This window comes from Enteractinococcus helveticum (assembly GCF_001657475.1).
GTDB classification, from domain to species: Bacteria; Actinomycetota; Actinomycetes; order Actinomycetales; family Micrococcaceae; genus Yaniella; species Yaniella helvetica.
Window position 1 is genome coordinate 153,345 of the sequence record NZ_LXEY01000020.1, and the last position, 17,342, is coordinate 170,686.

Consider the following 17,342-nt stretch of genomic DNA (forward strand, 5'->3'; position numbering starts at 1 on the left):
GGTAGGTGTCCCACACCCAAGCCTAGTAGTGTGGGGCTCGTGGATCTTGAAGCCTATGCAGCAACGCACCGTGATGACTGGCAGCGACTCCATCAGCTGGCCAAGGTCGGGCGACTCAACGCCCAAGAGATTGACGAACTGGTGGAACTCTATGAGCGAGTATCCACGCACTTATCCATCGTCCAGGCGCAAGATCCCGACGGCGTCTATGCGAACCGGCTGTCGCTGCTGATCGCTCGAGCCCGCGCCAAGCTTACTTCGGCAACCGGATCACCCGTTGCAGGAATCAAGAACTTCTTCGCCGTCAAACTCCCGTATGCGCTGTACCAAATTCGCTGGTTGACCATCGTCCTGGGGGCGGCCTTTATCGCACTGGCCCTGGCCTATGGTTTCTGGTACGGCAATAATCCGGAAATGTTTGATGCCATGATGCCCGCGGAATCCCAAATTGCCTACGTTGAAGAAGACTTTGTGGATTACTACTCGGAGAATCCGGCGTCGTCATTCACCACGTTGGTGTGGGTCAATAACGCCTGGATTGCCCTGCAGGAAGTGGCCTTCGGGATTACCGGATTCTTTGTGCCCTACGTCCTGTGGGTTAACGCCCAGGGGTTAGGCATTTCGGCGGCCTTGATGCACAAATACGACGAACTGGGCACTTTCTTCGCGTTCATCACACCCCACGGCCTCATGGAACTGACCGCTATTTTCATTGCCGGCGCTGCGGGGCTGCGCGTGTTTTGGGCCTGGGTTGCTCCGGGGCGAGCCACGCGCCTGCAGTCGCTGGCCTACTGGGGCCGCCAGCTGATTCTCGTGGGGGTCGGGCTGGTTGGCGTGTTACTGATCTCGGGGCTGGTTGAAGGCGTGGTGACGCCGTCCAACCTGCCCACCTGGGCCAAAATAACCATCGGCGCACTCGTACTGGCCGGCTACTGGGCCTATACCTGGATTCTGGGTTCGCGAGCGGCCGCCGCCAATGCGGATGCTGATCTAGAAGATTACGACGGCGGACGCCAGCTGGTCACGGCCTAAAGTCTGCGCAACGCGCCGCCAGAAACTCCCTTCGCCGTGGCCAACATCGTAGGCTAACGATAAAGCGTGATGGAAAGGTGTGGGCAATGTCGAAGCAATCCAAAGACCACCGGGAATTCTCCGACGACGGCGGTCATGAGGTTCGCGACCCAGAAGCGCCCAGTTTGGCGCACCCAACCCCCGAGGAACAGATTCGCCCGGCCGAGCCCATTGCCTCCACGCGTAGAAAACGTCGCCGGGTTGATCCTGATGGCGATGCGCTGCAAACTGCCGCGGCAGTGGGAATTGGACCGCGCAAGAAACCCGACGCCGAACCTGCAGTCGAGCCCGCAGCCGAGCCTGCAGCCGAGCAGCAAGCCGACCCGGCCCACGAGGCACAAGAACCGGCAACGCGTATTATGCCACCACCGCCACCGATCGCAGCGGCGGCTGGATCGCATGCGGCAACCCGTGGTGGTGCCATGCCCACGGAACCCTTAGAAGACTCATTCGAAGATGCCGCGGCCGCTCGGGCGAAAGCTCGTGATCGCGCGGCCGTGGGCTCACCAACCCTGGCCCGGGTCATGCAGGTGGTGCTGGCCATTCTGGCCCCGGTGGTCATCCTGATTGCGATGATCCGGTTGGTGGCCTCACCGTTGTTTTTGTGGTTTGAATACCATCGCCCCGGATTCCCCGCCGATCAGTTCGGCTTGGAAACCGATCAACGCCTGACACTGGGCTCCTACGGCCTGGACTACCTCTTCAACTTCGCACCGCCGGCCTATCTGGGCGATCTGAGTTTTGCCAATGGCAACCCGGTGTTCACTCAGGCCGAGGTCGGCCACATGGCCGATGTCAAACAGGTCATGCTAGTCACCATGATCGCCGGGCTCGTCGCCGCGGTGGTGTGCGTCGTCGCCATGATCATGCTCTACCGCATGCGCAAGGGTGGCATCGCCCGGTCGCTATTTGCCGGGGCCGTGTGGTTCACGGCGGTCATGATCGTACTGGCCGTGGTCGCGGCCTTCGGCTGGCAAGCATTTTTCGCCGGGTTCCATCAAATCTTCTTTGCCGATGGGACCTGGACCTTTGCCACCTCAGACTCGCTGATTCGCCTCTACCCGGGCCAATTCTGGGTGGATGCCGCAGCCGGGGTCGCCGGGCTAACTCTGGTCACCATGATCGTCATCCTGGTGTGCACCGCCCCGACCGCGCGTCGCCGCCACAACCGCGAACGCGCCCAGCGATTCCTGGAATCCCAGGTCACCGGCCGGGCGCCGACAGCAACCCAGCCGGAAGTGCGCTAGCCGTAGAGTTCGGTCATCGCGCCGTCAAAGTCCTTGATCACCGAGGCACGACGCAGCTTCTCAGACGGGGTCACGTGCCCGGTTTCTTGTGAGAGTTCGGTGGGCAAAATGACCATCTTGCGCACGGATTCGGCCTGCGACACGCTCTGATTCGCCAGGTCGATGTAGCTTTGAATCTCGGCGTGCACATCCTCATCGTTGCGCGCGTGCTCCAACGTCAGCCCGACCTTGCCGCGCCGGGCCGCCCACTGGGCCAGCTGTTCGGAATCCAGCGAAATCAGTACACCCACAAACGGTTTATTTTCCCCCACGACGACGGCGTGGCCCACAATCGGACACGTGGTAATGACCTCTTCTAGCGGTCCCGGGGAAACGTTCTTGCCGCCCGCGGTGACCAGCAGGTCCTTAGAACGCCCGGTAATAAAAATGAACCCGTCGTCATCGATTTCGGCCAGGTCGCCGGTGGCAAACCAGCCTTCGTCGTCGTACGAGTCGGCATTGGCCGCCTCAGACAGATACCCGGGGGAGACGACCACTCCGCGCAGCAGCAGTTCACCCGACGGCGCCAGCTTGGCCTCCATACCGGGCACCAATTTGCCAACCGAGCCAAGCCGTACGTGTCCTGGCACGTTGACCGATGCCGGTGCGGTGGATTCGGTCAGGCCGTAACCCTCAAAAATCTCGAGACCCATTCCGGTGAATAGGTGGGCGAGTTTTTCATTCAGTGGGCTGGCCCCGGACACCGCACCCTTGGCTTGGCCACCAAATACGGCGCGGATCTTGGCGTAGACCACGCGGTCGTACAGGGCGTGTTTGATGCGCAGCCCCACGGGCATTTGACCGGCTTGGCGGGCGCGCGACCACTGCTCGGCCACATCGATCGCATCGGTCAGCAGGCTCTTGCGCAAGCCCGTGGCATCCTCGGCCCGGGCCAGAACGGCGGTATAGGCTTTTTCGAGTACCCGGGGAACCACGAGTAACCAGGTGGGCTTATACGCTTGCATGATCGTGGTGACATTAGCGGTGTCTGAGGTGTGGGCGATCTGAATGCCCGACACGAGTGCGAAGTATTGGACGGCGCGGGCCAGAATGTGGGCCAGGGGCAGGAACATCAACAGCCGCGGGGTCGGGTGGTTCAACACGATGTCTTGGGCCCAGGGCACAATATTGACCGCACCCTCGGCCAGGTTGCGATGCGAAATTTTGGCACCCTTGGGTGGCCCGGTGGTGCCGGACGTGTAGACCACGGTTGCCGTGGAATCCATGGTCGCCACCGTGCGGGCGGCTTCTAGGTCGTCGTCGGAAATCTCAACGCCGGCCGTAGCCAATTTGTCTAAGCCGTCTTCGGAGAGCTCACACTGCTGGACGGTCTCCAAGCCTTCAGTGGTCTGGAGGGCACGGGCCACCGCCCGCCCAGGTGTGGACCCTGCAACAAAAACCTGCCCGGCCCCGGAGTCGGTGAGAATGTGGGCGATTTGTGATGGCGAGGAGGTCTCGTAGATGGGCACCGAGATGGCCCCGGCAAACCACAACGCCTGATCAATGACCGCCCAGGGGTAACTGGTGGCGGACATGACGGCCACCATATCGCCGGGTTTGATGCCCGAGGCGATCAGGCCCTTGGCGACCTTGTGCACCTGGTCTAGGAAATCGAATGCGGTGACCTCGCGCCAGGCCAGGTGTTCGACGTCGTTGGTGGTTTGCACCGCATACACCACTCTGGCCGGCTGCGCCCCGAGCTGCTCAATGACCAGGTCGGTCAGGTTAGATTGTGAATCGAGCCGTGTGATGTAGGGGGCTGAAACGTGCACGGGGCCTGCTTTCTGGTGGTGAAATTGCCGCGACCAAGTCTACCGCCATGGTCACGGTACTGTCATGACGTGAGTGACCACGTCGCCGCCGGTGTCACAACAGCGCTCAACCGGCGGTCAGGATTAGATCCAGGATTGGAACCACATGCGCGCCCGCCATTGGTGGACGGGCAGCGGTTCGCCCGTCCAGATTGGCATGAAGTATGCGCTCAGGGCCAGGGCGGCCAGAACGAAGAGACTGATGCCGACGACGGCGACGCGCCGTGAGGCAAAACCGGTACCTAACGGTGTGGTGCGTGCCAGCCACAACCCGGCCACGTACGTGATCGCCAGGATGAGAAACGGCACATAGGCCACGGTGTAGAAGAAGAACATGGTTCGGGCTGGCCATAACACCCAGATGAGTTGTCCTGCCGCATAGACGGCCAGGATGGCACCGGCGCGCCAGTCGCGGATGAGTAGCCAGCGCACAACGATGATGACGATGGCTACCAGTCCGGTCCACCAGATCAGGGGATTGGGGAGATCCAGGATCGCGGCTGAGCACTCGTCGGCGGCGCATTGGACGTTCTCGGTGCGGTAGTAAAAGGAGACGGGGCGTCCAGCAAAGGGCCAGATCCAGGCGGATGAGGCGTAGTTGTGGGAACTGTCTAGTCCGGTGTGGAAGGTTGTGGATTGGACATGATAGTGAATCAGTGAGGCCAACCAGTCGGGCAGTGGAATGGACTGGCCGGCAGCCCAGTTGCGGTAGTAGCCGCCGGATGAACTCAGCCAGCCCGCCCAGGTTGCCACGTAGGTGACCGCGCCGACGCCGACCATACAGACGAACGCCCACAGGCCATCCAACACGACGGCGCCGGGCAGCCAGCGGCGCACACCGGCGCTGCGGCGTGCGGTGGCATCCCACCAGACGGTGAGCAGACCAAAGGCCGCGACGAAAGCCAGCCCGGAAAGTTTAATGGAAACCGCAATGCCTAGCAGCACACCGGCGGCGATACGCCAGGGTCGCACTCCCAGCCAGGGGCCATAGGTAGCGGCCTTATGCCACTGGGTGCGGTCATGATCGGTGGCATCGGCGGCGGTGAAGCGTCGATAGCGGGCGGCCAGTTCGGTGACTAGGCGTCGTCGTCCCCATGTTCTATCGGCGACCAGGGCACAGAATGCTGCCAGTACAAACAGCATCAAGAAAATGTCTAATAGGGCGGTACGGGACATCACAATGTGGTGGCCCTCAATGGTCAGTAGCAGGCCCGCGACGGATGCAAGAAAGAGGGAGCGGAAAAGTTTAGCGGCCAACATGAAGGTCAACAACACCGATAGGGTTCCGGCAAGGGCTGCGGTGAAGCGCCAGCCAAAGGCGCTGTCGTAACCAAACAGTGCCATCCCGACGCCGATGAGCCATTTACCAGCAGGGGGGTGCACCACGTAGGCGGCGTCGTGGCTGGGTTGGGCTTGACCGGCAATAAAGGCGTCGTCGACGTCGTCATCCCAGGAGCGCTCATAGCCAAAATGCCACAGCGAGTACGCGTCTTTGACGTAGTAGGTTTCGTCGAAGATCAGCTCGTTGGGGTGGCTGAGGTTCCAGAAACGCAACAGGCCTGCGGCGACGGTGAGGATGGCGGCGATGATCCAGCCGGTGCGGCCAAGATGGAACGTCGGGTACAACAGCCGAGCCTTGAGACCTGCCAGCGAGAAGGCCTCGGAAGCCGTTTGTAGCCAGTCATTGGGGGTGCGTTGTTGCGTTGTTGACACACAGGCCATGCTACCGGTGATGTGGCGTGATAATGGGATCATGGACGCACCCCGTAGACACACCGAAACCACCACCGCCGCCTTGACCTTGGCGGCAACGCCGATCGGGAATTTGGGGGATCTAACCGACCGGGTCAAAGCTGTGTTGCACCAGGCCGATATTATTGCCGCCGAAGATACCCGGTCGCTGCACAAGTTGTTGCATGCTGCCGGGGTGCAGTTTTCTGGCACGGTCGTGTCGCATCATGAACATAATGAGGCAGAGTCGTCCAAGGGACTGATCGAGGCGGTGCGTCAGGGAAAGAATGTGGTGTTTGTGCCCGAGGCTGGGATGCCGGCGATTTCTGATCCGGGGTATCGTTTGACCCAGGAAGCCATTGCCGCGAGCGTGGACGTGACCGTAGCCCCCGGCGCATCGGCTGCCATGACCGCACTGGTATTGTCCGGGCTGCCGACTGATCGGTTTGCGTTTGAAGGGTTTATCCCGCGCAAGGCAGGGGAGAAGGCTAAGGCGCTGGCTGCGCTCGCAGCCGAGACCCGCACCCTGATCTTTTATGAATCCCCGCATCGCACCGCCGAAACACTGAAGGCGATGGCCCAGGCATTTGGCCTTCAGCGGCAGGCTGCAGTGGCGCGCGAGTTGACCAAGCTGCACGAAGAGATTGCGCGCGGCACGCTCACCGAGCTGATTGACTGGGCCGAGTCCAAGACGTTGAAAGGTGAGATTGTCATTGTCGTCGGGCCGGCACCTGCTGCAGCTCAGGCAACTTTTGACGAGGCACTGGCCCAGGTGCGTGCGCTGGTAGAGGGCGGCGAACGATTGAAAGCTGCGACTCGACAGGTTGGTCAGGATACCGGGCACTCGGCGCGCGAACTGTATAACGCCGTGCTGGCAGACCGTTAGGTCGCAACAGCTATAGGGAAAACAAGACCGGTGGTCCTCGTGAGAAAAATCAGGAAGATTTTCTCACGAGCACCACCGGCCCAATAATTCTTCAGGTTATGGCAGCAGACCACCGGTTGCGGCGCGCAGCGGGCCGGAGCCCTGGCAGCAGCCGGCACGGCAGACGTCATAGCCCGGACCGTATTTGGTCAGCGCCTTGCGCTCAGCGGCTGGAGTACCGTTGAGGCGCTCTTCAACCAGATCCACCATTGCGGCGACAAACTCTGGGTGGGTACCCGGGGTCGCGACGCGCTTATAGGCCAGACCCTGTTCGTCAGCGGTTTCCTTGGCTTCAATATCCAGGTCCCACCAGACTTCCATGTGGTCGGATAGGAAGGTGGCTGGCACGACGATGACTGCTTTGCGTTTGCCCTTGAGACCTTCTAAGTAGTCATTGATGTCTGGTTCTAGCCATGGAATGTGGGCTGGACCGGATTCAGACTGATAGACCAGTTCCCAGGGAACATCGATGCTGTATTTTTCTTTGACCGCGTCCATGACCAGGCCACCAACGGCCAGGTGCTGGGCCTTATAGGCGCCGAGCTCTGGGTAGTCGTGCTCATCGGGCTCACCCGACTGCGCATTGTCTTTGATCGGAATCGAGTGTGCGGAGAATAGCACTTCGACGTCATTGGCAAGATCCAGATCTGGGTGTTCGTCGACCAGTTCGGCAACGGCCTTCAGAGTGCCTTCGATAAATGGGTTCACAAAGCCAGGGTGGTCAAAGAAGGTGCGCGAGGAGTCGATTTGGACGTCGTCCCACAGATCCAGGGCATCCAGAGCATCCGCGAAGTCTTCGCGGTATTGGCGGCACGAGGAGTAGGCCGAGTATGCGGAGGTCACCAGCGCGAAGATTTTGGTTGGGCGACCTTCGACCTTGTTTTCTTCGTGGGCCTTGGAAACGGCTTCGGTGAAGTACGGGTCCCAGTTGCGGTTGCCAAAATACACCGGCAAATCGATGTTGCGGGCCTTAAGTTCTTCTTCGATCGCAGCCTTCAGCGCCAGGTTCTGTTCGTTAATCGGGCTGACGCCGCCGGCTTCGCGGTAGTGCACGGCGACTTCTTCGAGTCGTTCATCCGGAATATTGCGGCCCATGGTGACATTGCGCAAAAACGGGATGACGTCGTCTTGACCATTGGGGCCACCATATGACGACAGCATGATGGCATCGAATTCGGTAGGAACTTCAACCCATTTATCGCCGGACGCGGCTTCTGGTGTGGCAGCTGGTACACATGCACCAGCTTGCACAACGACGCGGGGTGAGGGTTGAGGTTTAGACCATTCGGTCACGCAGGCCTCCTGAGAGTTGGGCATCAAAACGATCTCGGCAGATCGCCAGCCAGGGTTTTTATGAAGTCTTCAAGGTGTTTGCAAGTGACAATCTCATGGACCTGTCGGTCCGATTTGTCTTTTCAGTTTAGCCATCGGGCCTGCCGCAATGCCATTTGGGTCACCGGGATCCTTCGGCTGTTCGATGAACAGTGAACAAACTCACCCTCGGCGACGTCAGATGGGCGCGGAGGAGAGAATTCGGGATAGCCCTGCTGAGTGAGGCAGGTTGAGGTGAGTACATGGGGCATACCTGAAATTTGGGCACCACGGTTGTTGCTGGTGCGGATCGAAGCGGTGTGGTGATCGCGGTGGCCACCATCTTCTTTCTTCGGCGCATGTCCCTACTGCGCTAAGGCTCTCAGCTGCACCGGCTATACCTTTCCCGAATGGACTCCATGACCCCTGCACATACCCACAGGGGTATTGTATGCTGCCTGGAGTCGCTAACTTACGTCGTGTGATGGCGTTAGCGGTCCCAGTGATATCTGCGTGTTAGATTAATTGGCGAGTTGAACTTCTCGGTGCCTGACGACGCTTTTGCGGTCAGCGCCCGTCCGACAGATCGAAAGAAGGTAATCCGTGACTGTCACCGCACAACAAGAACAAGAACTGCTACAGCGCGTTCCCACCGGCCTGCTCATCAACGGCGAATGGGTAGAAGCCTCTTCGGGCAAAACCCTGCCGGTCTATGACCCAGCAACCGGTAAAGAACTGCTGCGGATTCAGGATGGTAACTCCGAAGACGCACTCAAAGCACTGACCGCAGCTGATGAAGCCCAGGCCGAATGGGCCCTGACTGCACCTCGCGAACGCGCCGAAATCTTGCGCCGTGCCTTCGACATTGTCATGGAACGCGCCGATGACTTTGCGCTCCTGATGACCCTGGAAATGGGTAAACCACTGGCTGAAGCCCGCGGTGAAGTCACCTACGGTGCCGAATTCCTGCGCTGGTTCTCCGAAGAAACCGTGCGCCACTACGGCCGGTACTTCAACACCCCAGAAAACAACCTGACCGCGATTGTCCGTCACAAACCAGTCGGACCATCCCTGCTGGTCACCCCGTGGAACTTCCCGTTGGCCATGGCGACTCGTAAAGTCGGACCAGCTGTTGCATCTGGTTCCACCATGGTGCTGAAACCAGCTCAGCTGACCCCACTGACCTCCCAGTACTTTGCTCAGGCCATGATCGACGCCGGTCTGCCAGCAGGTGTGCTGAACGTCGTCTCCGGTTCTTCTGCATCGGCGATCTCCGGTCCGCTGATGGAAGACTCCCGTTTGCGCAAACTCTCGTTTACCGGTTCGACCCCGGTGGGCGTGCGCCTGATGGAAGCCGCCGCACAGAACGTGCTGCGCACCTCGATGGAGCTAGGTGGCAACGCACCACTGATCGTGTTCGAAGACGCCGACCTGGACAAAGCCGTTCAGGGTGCTATGGATGCCAAACTGCGCAACATGGGTGAAGCCTGCACCGCAGCCAACCGCATCCTGGTTCACGAAGACATTGCCGATGCCTTCCAAGAGAAATTTGCCGAAGCCATGCGCGCCCGCACAGTCGGCCGCGGTACCGAAGCTGGCGTCAACATTGGCCCAATCATTGACGAAAAAGCTCGCGAAGATGTTCACGGTCTGGTCACCGAAGCTGTCGAAGCCGGCGCAGAAGTTGTGACCGGTGGTAAGAAGGTCGAGGGCGACGGGTACTTCTACGAACCAACCATCCTGTCGGTTCTGGAAGATTCACCAATCCTGACCCAGGAAATCTTTGGCCCAGTGGCTCCCGTCGTCAAATTTAGCGACGAAGCCCATGCCATCCGCCTGGCAAACGCCCAGCAATACGGTCTGGCCGCATACCTGTTCACCGAAAACCACAACCGTGCGATCCGCGTTGCTGACCAGATCGAATTCGGTCTGATCGGATACAACGTCGGAGTCATCTCCAACGCGTCGGCACCATTTGGTGGCGTCAAGCAGTCCGGTCTGGGCCGTGAAGGTGGCGCCGAAGGTATCGCCGAGTACACCACCGTGCAGTACATCGGTATGCCAAACCCACACACCCAAGCCTAAAAAGTATTACCATTTAGGTATTGTCCGCCCCGTCGAGATTCTGCTCGGCGGGGCGGACCCCGTTAAGCTAAACCCATGACCACTTCAGCAGGACTCCAAACACCGCCGCAGTATCTCCCGGACGAAACCATCACGCATGACGCCGATGGGCCGGTACGCGCAGCAACCGATGAATACACCGGCAAGAAGCGCAAACTGGTCTATCCGCCAGCGCCTCCAGCTTCCCCGGTCCCGGTCGTGGATAATCACGCCCACATCGACTTTCGTGATGGTCTGGTGCAGCCGACTCCAACCGAAGTTATGGATGCGGCAGCAACCGTCAATGTGGTGGGAGCGATCCAAGTTGCCACCGATCTGGAATCCGCTCGGTACACGATCGAAGCCATCGAACAGGAGCCACGGCTGCGTGGCGCGCTGGCTATCCACCCCAATGACACGGTCAAACTCGCCGAAGACGGCGTCCTGGACCAAGCCATCGATACCATCCGCGAATTAGCTGATCACCCAGCTATCGTGTGCATCGGGGAGACCGGCCTGGATTATTACCGCACCGAGGGCGAAGCTAACTGGGACATTCAAAAATATGCTTTCAAGCGACACATCGAAATGGCCGTTGAACTCGGACTGGCATTACAAATTCACGACCGTGAAGCCCACGACGACGTCATCGACACACTGCTCTCCGTAGATCAGCTGCCCGAACACGTTGTGTTTCACTCCTACTCTGGTGACGAACACATGGCCGCGATCCTGAACGAGCATGGCTGGTACGCCTCTTTTTCTGGTGTTGTGACATTCAAAAACAACGAATCGGCTCGCCGGGCCGCACAAGTCATGCGTCCCGAATTATTGCTGGTGGAAACCGACTCGCCGTTCCTGACACCCCACCCGCACCGGGGGCGACCCAACGCTCCATACCTGGTGCCATACACGCTGTATCAATTGGCTGAAACTCGTAATCAAACCGTCGAAGATCTCGGCAATGTTATTTTCCAAAACACGGAACGCGTCTACGGAAAATTCCAAATTGACTAGGTGAAATGCATCATGCACATGTTGTAGTCGGATGAAATGATCAACAAAGCTTCGTTATCGATTTGTAATCTTTGTTATCTTTCCGTTATAGTCGTGGACGATGTCATCGACGCGTGGGTAAAAACACCACGACGTCGGAACTACAACACTTTTGGATTTTCTCTATGTCAAGCATTTTCCGTGGCACCCTGACCAAGATCATTGCTCAGGTTGCAGCTCTAGTGCTGGTAGTAGGAGGCCTGGCGGCGTTCGTCATCACCCAGGCCAACGCCGATAAAGGCGCGACTGCCAACGCCGAGAACGTAGAACAGCAAACTGACCAGCCACTGAATATCGAGCGTGTCTCTTCGATCACCCCGCTGCGCATCGATCAGATCGCGCTGCCACAGGTAGTCGAGATCACCGTGGCTGATGAAACCAAAGAAGTCCTCACCACCGGCGGTACCGTTCAGGATGTTCTGAACAAGGCCGGCGTTGAACTTGGTGAAGACGATAAGGTTTCGCCAAAACTTGACCAGAACATCAACGACGACACTGCCATTACCGTGACCATTGTCGAAAAGACTGAGGTTACCGAGGAAGAAGCTGTCGAATTCGAAACCACTACGAAGAACGACGACAGCCTCGAAAAAGGCAAAACCAAAACTGATACCGAAGGTGTCAACGGTACCGCGAATGTTACCTACGAAATCGTGACCGAAAACGGTGAAGAAGTCGAAAAGACTGAGATCAGCCGTGAAGTCACCAAGGAACCAACCAACGAGGTTGTTTTGCGCGGAACCAAGGAACCAGAACCAGAAGCTTCTTCGGATTCCTCCGAATCTTCAGGTGGTAATACCGGCGCTTCAGCTCCAGCAGTACCAAGCGGTTCTGTTTGGGATCGCTTGGCCCAGTGTGAATCCGGTGGTAACTGGTCGATCAACACCGGCAACGGCTACTACGGTGGTGTTCAGTTCTCAGGTCCAACTTGGAACGCTATGGGCGGCCAGAAATACGCTCCAACCGCAGATAAAGCAACTCGTGAACAGCAGATCGAAATTGCCTCCAAGCTGCAAGCACAGTCCGGCTGGGGCCAGTGGCCCGCATGCTCAGCATCGCTGGGACTGCGCTAAACCGCACAGCATCATATAACCGCATAGAACGTCGGGGCGGAATCCACCAGGTGGGTTCCGCCCCGAAGTGATTAACCCGGCCCGTATCCGGCAGAGCAGACTAAGATGGACTCTGTGACTTCAACAGATCAACCATTATTGTCCGGCGCTGATATCCGCAAACTTGCCGATATCCTCGATCTTCGACCCACCAAAACGCTGGGTCAAAACTATGTGATCGACCCAAATACGATCCGCAGAATCGTGGATGCCGCCCATGTGAAGTCCACCGAGCACGTCTTAGAAGTCGGCCCCGGGCTTGGGTCGCTCACCCTGGGGCTGATAGATGCGGCTCAGGCGGTTACCGCCGTCGAAATTGATCCACCGGTTGCAGCACGACTTGCCACCACCGTTGAAGAATACCGGCCCGGCTCCGCGGACAGGCTGACTGTGATCGAGGGCGATGCTATGCGCATCAGTGCTGCCGACATTGTGGATGCCGCACCCCAAGCAGCCGACGGACCTCCCACCGCGATTGTGGCGAACCTTCCCTATAATGTGGCCGTACCGGTCATGCTGCATCTCTTGGCAGAGCTGCCCAGCATCCAACACGGTCTTGTCATGGTTCAACAAGAGGTCGCCGAGCGACTCACCGCCCAACCAGGCAGCAAAATCTACGGTGTCCCTTCGGTGAAAATGGCCTGGTACGCGCAGGCAACCTATGCCGGCACGGTTGGCACCAAAGTCTTCTGGCCCGCGCCACGCATCACCTCGGGGCTGGTGCAGTTCACCGCTCGAAAACCACCTGCCACCGCGGCGACTCGAGCCCAGGTCTTTGAAGTCATCGATAGGGCCTTTGCCCAACGACGCAAGACACTGCGTGCTGCACTGAGCACCTGGGCTGGTTCGGGTACCGCAGCCGAAGAACTCTTGGTGGCAGCAGACGTGGACCCCAAGGCACGCGGCGAGGTGCTGGATATTGAACAGTTCTCTCGCATTGCCGAACAAAAACAGCTCAGGGATACACGATGAGTGCGCACGCTGCCTTCGAATCCCGCTTTGTGGTCTCCGCCCAAGCGCCAGCCATGGTAGCGATCGCCACAACAGTCGGTACTCCAAATTCTTTCGATGAAGTGGCTGTTGCACACCTGCAACTGGCGATCTCACGGTACGACGTCGCCGTCGTTGAGGCCCGCAAAGATAAAGAAATCTTTATCAGCTTTGAAGACGGGTTCGAAAATCTCATCGACTACGGTGATATTCCCCAACAGGATATGGCCCAGATCTTTCGCGCTATCGACGAGCTACGTACCCGCCTGCAGCGACCCCGAGAAATCTCGGGACTGGATATTACCATCCAGAAGAACATTCCCTTTGCAACACACCTCGGCGGCCGTGCTGCAAGTACCGCAGCCGTGTTAGTCGCGCTTGCGCGATTGTGGCATGCCTCCATGGCTCGCGAGGACCTGATACGGCTGGGCAACCGGATCGGTGCCGGCGTGGCCGAAGCGCTCACCGGTGGAGCGTTGATCACGCACCACAGTGCCGATGAGCAATTACAGACCCCACTGCTGGTACAGCGGGAACTTGCCATGGTGATTGTGCCAGCCGCCGTGGATATCGAACCCCAAGAGATGTTCCAAAAAGTCACCATGATCCGACAGGCCCAGTCCGATGCTCATGATCGAAGCAACCTGGAATTTGATTCGAAACTGCTGCACGCTGTCACTCACGGCGAAGCCGAACAAGTAGCGCTGATGATGCACAATGATTTTCAAAGTGCCTTAGTCAGCATCCTGCCGGAGCATAACGACTGGTTGACCGCCGGTATGAACGAAGGTGCCCTGGCAGCTCAGACCATCGGGGCTGGCGCCTCGTTGGTGTTCATGGCCCAAGATATGGCACAAGCCATAGAGCTTGCCGAACGCTTCGAAGAACACATGGAGATCTCCGCGGTTGCCGAATACGGCCCGGTCGCAGGTGCCCACCTGCTGTAGCGATTCTTCGTGCCCAGAACGAAGCACGTCTAAGCACTAGCGCGAGTCAACTATTATTGATAACGATATGGTGCATCTTTTAGGGGCAGAAGCCCTCCACTTTGAATACCCGACCCAACAAGTCCTAGATTCCGTGACCCTTGGGGTCTCCGCAGGCGACCGCGTTGGCATTGTTGGCCGCAACGGTGATGGTAAGTCCACGCTCATGAAACTCCTTGTGGGCAAACTTGAACCCGACGCCGGTCAAGTGACCGTGCGCAGCGATACCACCATCGGCATGTTGGACCAGTCCGACGCCGTTGATACATCATTGACCGTGGGGCAAGCCATCGTGGGTGATCTGGCCGAACATGAATGGGCCGGGGATCCCAAGACCCGAGACATCATCACCGGACTCGTTGCCGATTTAGATTGGACGGCGCAGGTTGGATCCCTGTCTGGGGGACAGCGTCGTCGAGTGGCCCTTGCCCGATTGCTGATCGGGGACTGGGACATTCTGGCACTGGACGAACCCACGAACCATTTAGACGTGGAAGGTATCGCCTGGCTGGCCGAGCACCTGAACCGGCGCTGGCAGAAAAATGCTGGCGGACTGCTCGTCATCACGCACGACCGTTGGTTCTTGGACGAAGTATGTACCGAAACGTGGGAAGTTCACGACGGTATTGTCGACCAGTTCGAGGGTGGTTACGCGGCCTATGTGTTGCAGCGCGTTGAGCGTGACCGGATGGCCGCGGCTGCTGAAGCGAAACGGCAAAACCTGCTGCGCAAAGAACTCGCCTGGTTGCGTCGCGGGGCACCAGCCCGAACGGCCAAACCCAAGTTTAGAATTGATGCCGCCAACCAACTCATCGAAGACGTGCCACCGGTGCGAAACTCGATTGAGCTGAAACGCCTAGCCGTGGCTCGCTTAGGCAAAGATGTTGTCGATATTGAAAATGCTGGCGTCAGCTTTGGCGAACGCGAGGTTCTGCGCAATGTCACCTGGCGGATTGCTCCGGGGGAGCGAACTGGAATTCTGGGGGCCAACGGAGCCGGCAAATCCACTTTGTTGAGCTTAGTGACCGGGGATCTAGAACCCACAGCTGGGCGCGTTAAGCACGGCAAGACTGTGCAGGTCGGGATGCTGGACCAGCAGTTCTCGCAGCTGGAAAAGATCGGGTCTGACCGGGTTCGAGAGGTTCTGGCTCAAACGAAAGCAAGTTTCACCATTGATGGCAAAGAGCACACGCCGGCTCAGCTGCTGGAACGGCTGGGATTCCGCAGGGAGCATCTGTCTGCCCGGGTGGACGACCTTTCCGGTGGCCAGAAACGTCGTCTGCAATTACTGATGCTATTGCTTCGTGAACCGAACGTGATTGTCCTAGACGAGCCGACCAACGACGTCGATTCGGACATGCTCACGGCGATGGAGGACCTGTTAGATTCCTGGCCTGGCACGCTCATCGTGGTTTCCCACGACCGCTACTTATTGGAGCGGGTGACCGATCAGCAATACGCGATTCTTCATGGCACCCTGCGACATGTGCCCGGGGGAGTAGACGAGTACCTGCAGCTGCGCCAGGCCCAGGAACGACAAGCGGAGCGTAACGCTAACGTCAGGAACACTGAGCAGGCCAACGGCACATCATCGACCTCGAAGTTGACGGGTGCAGAGCGTAAAGCTGTTCAAAAAGAGGTCGGTTCCATTGAGCGTCGGTTGGGAAAACTCTCCGGTGTTATCGAAGGGCTGCAACACAGTCTTGTTGAACATGATCAAAGTGATTACACGGGATTGCAACGCTATGGTGACGAGCTACGTGAGGCCGAAGACGAGGTCGAAGAACTAGAAGAGCGCTGGCTGGAACTCTCCGAACAGCTCGACTGATTCAAGCAGCTCAGCGCGGTTCTGCGAGGCGTAGACTGACATTGCAGTGACCATAGGAGCCCGTCACTGCTACATGTTGCTCCTGAATCGAGGACCAATGCGTGTTACTGAGTGGGAAGAAATTCATAACCCCGTCACCGGTGAGCGCCTGCGATTTCTTCATCGTGATGCAGCAACAAATTCGGTCAGCGTGGAAGTGACCTTTCCCGTTGGTGGCCGAGCCGTCGTTGAGCACAGACATCCCGGATGGGAAAAATTCGAAGTCATGGCAGGCACACTGGATCTGACCGTGGATCGGCATCTACGGCAATTGGGGCCGGGGCAGCAGTTCACGGTGACTAAGGAATTTCATTTCCCTGCCAACACCGGTCACGAAGAGACCGTGGTGGTTATTACTGCTGCGCCGGCAGATTTTGCTGAACGAGGCATCCGCGCGACCTTCGGCCTGGCTGCAGATCAAGGCGTGACCCGCAGCGGACGTCCCCGCGATCTGCTGGCCTTAGCACTCATCAGTGAGCGGGGTGCTTACCAAATCGCGGGACCGCCGCGGTGGCTGTGGGTATTCCTTATGACAGTCCTTGGGTGGGTCGCGGTCATTGCCGGTAAGCGTCGACAAGTCGCACAGTACTGGCCTCCGACTTTGCAGCGACCCTGGCGCCGGTGACCACAGGGCCACCGGCAACCACGTGACAGCTACACTGCAGGCTGCGCCGTGATCGTTGACTCGGTGCGGGTGCGTCGTCTGGCGCGCAGGCTGATAATGCCGACCGTCAGTGCCACGCCCACGGACAGGATAACCACGTTGATGAGACCATAGAGCCAGAGCTCAGTCTCAGAAAACACGATCGGAATTCCGGTGGGTGCTGGACCGAATACGCCAGCCTCAGTGGCATCACCGAATACGCCTTGGCCGGCCCGCCACGCCAGCAATACAGCTAGCGTTTGAAACGTGAAAACTATTGCTTGAATGCTCAGATACAACACGGCCCCAAGCAGCCGTGAACGGACGAACAGGCCAACGAGGATTGCCACGATGGGCATCGTCACAAGATTCATGACTTCTCCTAGGATTCTCCACTGGTGTGGAGTGGTTCTTATTATTCGGCGGGATGTATCAGGTGATCTGCTCCCG

Annotated in this window: 14 protein-coding genes; 10 read left to right on the top strand and 4 right to left on the bottom strand. The window is 58.5% G+C overall.

What is annotated here, in order from left to right; all coding sequences use genetic code 11:
- The first annotated feature begins 39 nt into the window (after positions 1-39).
- Positions 40-1,032, top strand: coding sequence for a stage II sporulation protein M (locus A6F49_RS09965; protein WP_043056767.1), 993 nt, complete (start codon positions 40-42; stop codon positions 1,030-1,032).
- An 86-nt stretch (positions 1,033-1,118) separates the two neighbouring features.
- On the top strand, positions 1,119-2,318 hold the full coding sequence (locus A6F49_RS18600) for a TIGR01906 family membrane protein (protein WP_052504662.1): 1,200 nt from the start codon (positions 1,119-1,121) through the stop codon (positions 2,316-2,318).
- On the opposite strand, the gene A6F49_RS09975 is transcribed toward A6F49_RS18600, so the two are convergent.
- Positions 2,315-4,129 carry an AMP-dependent synthetase/ligase gene (locus A6F49_RS09975; RefSeq protein WP_043056768.1) on the bottom strand — a complete coding sequence of 605 codons (1,815 nt, stop codon included), beginning with the start codon at positions 4,127-4,129 and terminating at the stop codon, positions 2,315-2,317. The genes A6F49_RS18600 and A6F49_RS09975 overlap by 4 nt on opposite strands.
- A gap of 123 nt (positions 4,130-4,252) precedes the next feature.
- The gene (locus A6F49_RS09980; protein ID WP_235604960.1) at positions 4,253-5,923 is read right to left on the bottom strand and encodes a dolichyl-phosphate-mannose--protein mannosyltransferase; all 1,671 of its coding nucleotides are present in this window, start codon (positions 5,921-5,923) and stop codon (positions 4,253-4,255) included.
- Here A6F49_RS09980 and rsmI point away from each other — a divergent pair.
- Entirely contained in the window at positions 5,922-6,785 is an 864-nt protein-coding gene (gene rsmI / locus A6F49_RS09985) for a 16S rRNA (cytidine(1402)-2'-O)-methyltransferase (RefSeq protein WP_043056769.1), read from the top strand. The two genes, A6F49_RS09980 and rsmI, sit on opposite strands and share 2 nt — an antisense overlap.
- A 96-nt stretch (positions 6,786-6,881) precedes the next feature.
- Here rsmI and A6F49_RS09990 read toward each other — a convergent pair whose 3' ends face one another.
- On the bottom strand, positions 6,882-8,117 hold the full coding sequence (locus tag A6F49_RS09990; RefSeq protein WP_235604961.1) for a ferrochelatase: 1,236 nt from the start codon (positions 8,115-8,117) through the stop codon (positions 6,882-6,884).
- Positions 8,118-8,738: 621 nt separating this feature from the next.
- Here A6F49_RS09990 and A6F49_RS09995 point away from each other — a divergent pair.
- The 7 genes from A6F49_RS09995 (at position 8,739) to A6F49_RS10025 (ending at position 16,874) form a co-directional block, all read left to right on the top strand.
- The gene (locus A6F49_RS09995; RefSeq protein WP_043056771.1) at positions 8,739-10,220 is read left to right on the top strand and encodes an NAD-dependent succinate-semialdehyde dehydrogenase; all 1,482 of its coding nucleotides are present in this window, start codon (positions 8,739-8,741) and stop codon (positions 10,218-10,220) included.
- A 75-nt stretch (positions 10,221-10,295) separates the two neighbouring features.
- Positions 10,296-11,255, top strand: coding sequence for a TatD family hydrolase (locus tag A6F49_RS10000; RefSeq protein ID WP_082911721.1), 960 nt, complete (start codon positions 10,296-10,298; stop codon positions 11,253-11,255).
- 164 nt (positions 11,256-11,419) lie between these two features.
- On the top strand, positions 11,420-12,367 hold the full coding sequence (locus tag A6F49_RS18705; protein ID WP_052504663.1) for a resuscitation-promoting factor: 948 nt from the start codon (positions 11,420-11,422) through the stop codon (positions 12,365-12,367).
- Positions 12,368-12,472: 105 nt separating this feature from the next.
- A complete protein-coding gene (gene rsmA / locus A6F49_RS10010) occupies positions 12,473-13,378 on the top strand; it encodes a 16S rRNA (adenine(1518)-N(6)/adenine(1519)-N(6))-dimethyltransferase RsmA (protein WP_043056772.1) in 906 nt (301 codons plus the stop codon).
- Entirely contained in the window at positions 13,375-14,343 is a 969-nt protein-coding gene (locus A6F49_RS10015) for a GHMP family kinase ATP-binding protein (protein WP_043056773.1), read from the top strand. Before rsmA ends, A6F49_RS10015 begins: the two co-directional genes overlap by 4 nt.
- 67 nt (positions 14,344-14,410) lie before the next feature.
- The gene (locus A6F49_RS10020; RefSeq protein ID WP_043056774.1) at positions 14,411-16,210 is read left to right on the top strand and encodes an ABC-F family ATP-binding cassette domain-containing protein; all 1,800 of its coding nucleotides are present in this window, start codon (positions 14,411-14,413) and stop codon (positions 16,208-16,210) included.
- A 97-nt stretch (positions 16,211-16,307) separates the two neighbouring features.
- Positions 16,308-16,874 (top strand): cupin domain-containing protein, encoded by a 567-nt coding sequence (locus tag A6F49_RS10025; protein WP_161485802.1) that lies wholly within the window; start codon positions 16,308-16,310, stop codon positions 16,872-16,874.
- Between the two features lie 29 nt (positions 16,875-16,903).
- On the opposite strand, the gene A6F49_RS10030 is transcribed toward A6F49_RS10025, so the two are convergent.
- Positions 16,904-17,266, bottom strand: a complete 363-nt coding sequence (locus tag A6F49_RS10030) for a hypothetical protein (protein WP_043056776.1) — start codon at positions 17,264-17,266, stop codon at positions 16,904-16,906.
- Positions 17,267-17,342 lie beyond the last annotated feature (76 nt).